We start from the raw sequence: 2,999 nt of genomic DNA, 5'->3' as shown, positions 1-2,999 counted from the left end.
CCGCACCCCCGACGGCACTTTCGTTTGGGAAACGGCGCCCTCCGAGAGCGCTTTCGTTCGGGAAACGGCGCCCTCCGCCATCCCCGGGCCCGACGGCGTCGCCCACCTCCCGCGCCCGCTGCGCGGTCGCGTGGAGTTCGAGCATGTGCGCTTCTCCTACACGCCGGAGAAGCCGCTCATCACGGACCTGAACTTCGTGGCGGAGCCGGGGCAGACGGTCGCGATCGTCGGGCCGACCGGTGCCGGCAAGACCACCCTGGTCAACCTGATCATGCGGTTCTACGAGGTGGACGGCGGGCGGATCCTGCTGGACGGCGTGGACACCCGCACGGTCAGCCGCGGCGAGCTGCGCGCCGCCACCGGCATGGTGCTCCAGGACGCCGTGCTCTTCGGCGGGACCATCCGGGAGAACATCCGCTACGGCCGACTCGACGCCACGGACGAGGAGGTCGTCGCGGCGGCGAAGGCCACCTACGTGGACCGTTTCGTGCACACCCTGCCCGACGGCTACGACACCGTGATCGAGCAGGACGCCGCCAACGTGTCCGCGGGCGAGCGGCAGCTCATCACCATCGCCCGTGCGTTCCTGGCCCAGCCCTCGCTCCTGATCCTGGACGAGGCCACCTCCTCCGTGGACACCCGCACCGAGGTGCTGGTCCAGGGCGCGATGGCGGCGCTGCGCTCGGACCGCACGAGCTTCGTGATCGCCCACCGCCTCTCCACCATCCGGGACGCGGACGTCATCCTCGTGATGGAGGACGGCGACATCGTGGAGCAGGGCTCGCACGATCAGCTGCTGGCCGCTCGCGGCGCGTACTTCCGGCTGTACAGGAGCCAGTTCCAGGGCGGGGAACAGGCGGAGGAGCAGGACGACGACGGCGCGCCCGCCGCGCGCGAGGACGCCCGCTGAGGCCGGGGCTGGATGGCGCCGGCGCCCAGCCACTGGCCGCTGGCGTCGCTGCGACACGGGACCACCCGATGACCTTCTCGATCCAGGTGCCGGTGAGTTTCACGAGCCCGCACCTCTCCGGAGCCGGAGGTGTACGGGGCTAGGGCGCGCGGCGGTGACGGGAGTATCGAAACCCGATCGTCGGGCCACCCCTGCCGGTGTGGCCGCGCTCATTCGTCCCCTGAGATTGCGCATCCGTCACGCGCAGGACCCTCTTGACTCCCTGGTGGGGCACGTCTGTGGACCGACCGAGAATTCTCTGGACACAGGGCGAGCACCTTCATAGAGTGTGACGCAGATCACGACTGAGCGTGAACCATAAGGAGGAGCGACATGGGTATGAAGCAGCGGATTTCTAAGGTCGGTGCCGGCGTGGCCGTCGCTGGACCGTTGGCCGTCTCCGGTGCGGTGCCAGCGCAGGCGCTGACGGACTCCGGTCGGCAGGACTGCAGCGCAGGACTCCTCCTGTCGGGCACCTACGGCTACTGCTACTACCCGTACTGACTCGCCGGCACCGATGACTTCATTACGCATTCCTGCGACGGCCGCCCTGGTGGCGGCCGTCGCCCTGACCCTCACCGGCTGCGTCGGTCGGGAGTCTGCGGGCCTCGGCGGTTCATCCACGGTCGCCGCTCCCCCCACCGCGACGGCCGAGAAGACCTGGGACGCCTCGCAGTGGGTTCCCACCGAGAGGATCGAACCCCTCCTGACGACGGAGGCGGAGAAGGAGCGCGCCTACCGTGAGCAAGTCGCGCGGCACGCTCAGGGGGCGGGAATGCCCGCGCCGCCTCAGGTGGAGCGCTCCGGGTGGTACGCCACGTCCCTCGAGTCGGACCGCATGGTGTCCACATGCCTGGCCGAGGCCGGGTGGCCGAACTCGGTCGGTCCGACCGGGGGAATTCAGATCGACACCCCACCTGAGTCCCAGAGGTCTGCTTTCGAGGCGGCCTACGTGACCTGCTACGCACAGCACCCGGTGGATCCGAGCTACACCCAGGACTGGACCGATCCGCAGCTCCGCCTCGTCTATGACTACTGGGACCAATACCTCATCCCGTGTCTCGAGGCCTACGGCTACACGGTCGACACCTCCGCGCGCCCCTCCAAAGAGGCATTCGTCTCCGCGTTCTACACTCCAGGCCGCCACCAGTGGTGGCCCTTCGCGGACAGCATGAGGGGCGTGTCGGCAGAACGCCAGGCCGAGGTCGCGCAGACATGCCCGGAGCTTCCGCCGCAGGATGTCTTCTGGGGGTCATCCGGATGAATCGCCCCGCCCGCTGGGCCGCCCTCGTCCTTGCGCTCGTGGCCGTCGCCGCGCTCGCCTTCTGGGCCGGCCGGGTCACGCTCACCCCTCCGGCTCAGGCCGAGCAGCGTCCGGCCGCGAGCGCCCTCGTCACCGTCGCCGAGCAGGAGCTCGGCCGCGTCATCACCCTCGGCGTCTCCGTGTCGCGCGAGCAGACGCCGGCGGCGGTGAACGCGCTGACCGGCGTCGTCACCCGGGCCGGAGAGTCCGGCGAGGTGGCTGCCGGGGAGGTGCTGTACGCCGTCGCCCAGAAGCCCGTGCTCGTCCTCCAGGGCGAGCTTCCCCAGTGGCGCCCTCTCGGGGAGGGCACTTCCGGCGACGACGTCGCCGCGTTCCAGCGCATGCTCGCCGCCACCGGCGCGAAGGTGGAGGCCACCGGCACGTGGGACGAGGCCACCGCGGACGCCTGGGACGACTGGCTCACCGAACGCGGCTACCCCGCCGCGGACACCGTGGAGCTCGGCCAGCTCGTGGTCCTCGACGCCCTCCCCGCGCCCCTCAGCGTGGACGCGAAGACCACCGCCGTCGGCACCACCCTCGCCGGCGGCGAGAACGTGGTGGCCCGCCCCGGCGACCAACCGGACTTCGCCCTCGAGGTCAACCAGGAGCAGGCCGCCCTCATCCCGGCCGGCACCCAGGTCACCGTGCCCCACGGCGAACACGAATGGAAGGCCGTCGCCGCGCTCGCCTTCTGGGCCGGCCGGGTCACGCTCACCCCTCCGGCTCAGGCCGAGCAGCGTCCGGCCG

4 protein-coding genes are annotated in these 2,999 nt (G+C 70.8%); all 4 read left to right on the top strand.

Annotated features, from left to right (window positions below; translation table 11 throughout):
* Positions 1–910, top strand: a 910-nt coding sequence (locus QL983_RS10855; protein ID WP_290152970.1) for an ATP-binding cassette domain-containing protein, incomplete at its 5' end; no start/stop codon positions are given.
* Between the two features lie 372 nt (positions 911–1,282).
* Complete coding sequence (locus QL983_RS10850; RefSeq protein ID WP_020621742.1) at positions 1,283–1,453, top strand: hypothetical protein; 171 nt, start codon at positions 1,283–1,285, stop codon at positions 1,451–1,453.
* Positions 1,454–1,466: 13 nt separating this feature from the next.
* A complete protein-coding gene (locus QL983_RS10845) occupies positions 1,467–2,213 on the top strand; it encodes a hypothetical protein (RefSeq protein WP_227717954.1) in 747 nt (248 codons plus the stop codon).
* A partial coding sequence (locus QL983_RS10840; protein ID WP_290152967.1) for a hypothetical protein occupies positions 2,210–2,999 on the top strand: 790 nt, incomplete at its 3' end. The genes QL983_RS10845 and QL983_RS10840, both read left to right, overlap by 4 nt.

It is taken from the genome of Micrococcus sp. APC 4021 (genome assembly GCF_030407635.1).
Lineage (GTDB): Bacteria > Actinomycetota > Actinomycetes > Actinomycetales > Micrococcaceae > Micrococcus > Micrococcus luteus.
The sequence above is the reverse complement of the archived record's forward strand: the minus strand, read 5'-3'. Positions and strand labels throughout refer to the sequence as shown.

What these genes read in the sequence shown, in the direction of transcription:
- QL983_RS10845 (WP_227717954.1), top strand. Translation starts at nt 1,467, where the DNA reads ATGACTTCATTACGCATTCCTGCGACGGCCGCCCTGGTGGCGGCCGTC.
- QL983_RS10850 (WP_020621742.1), top strand. Translation starts at nt 1,283, where the DNA reads ATGGGTATGAAGCAGCGGATTTCTAAGGTCGGTGCCGGCGTGGCCGTC.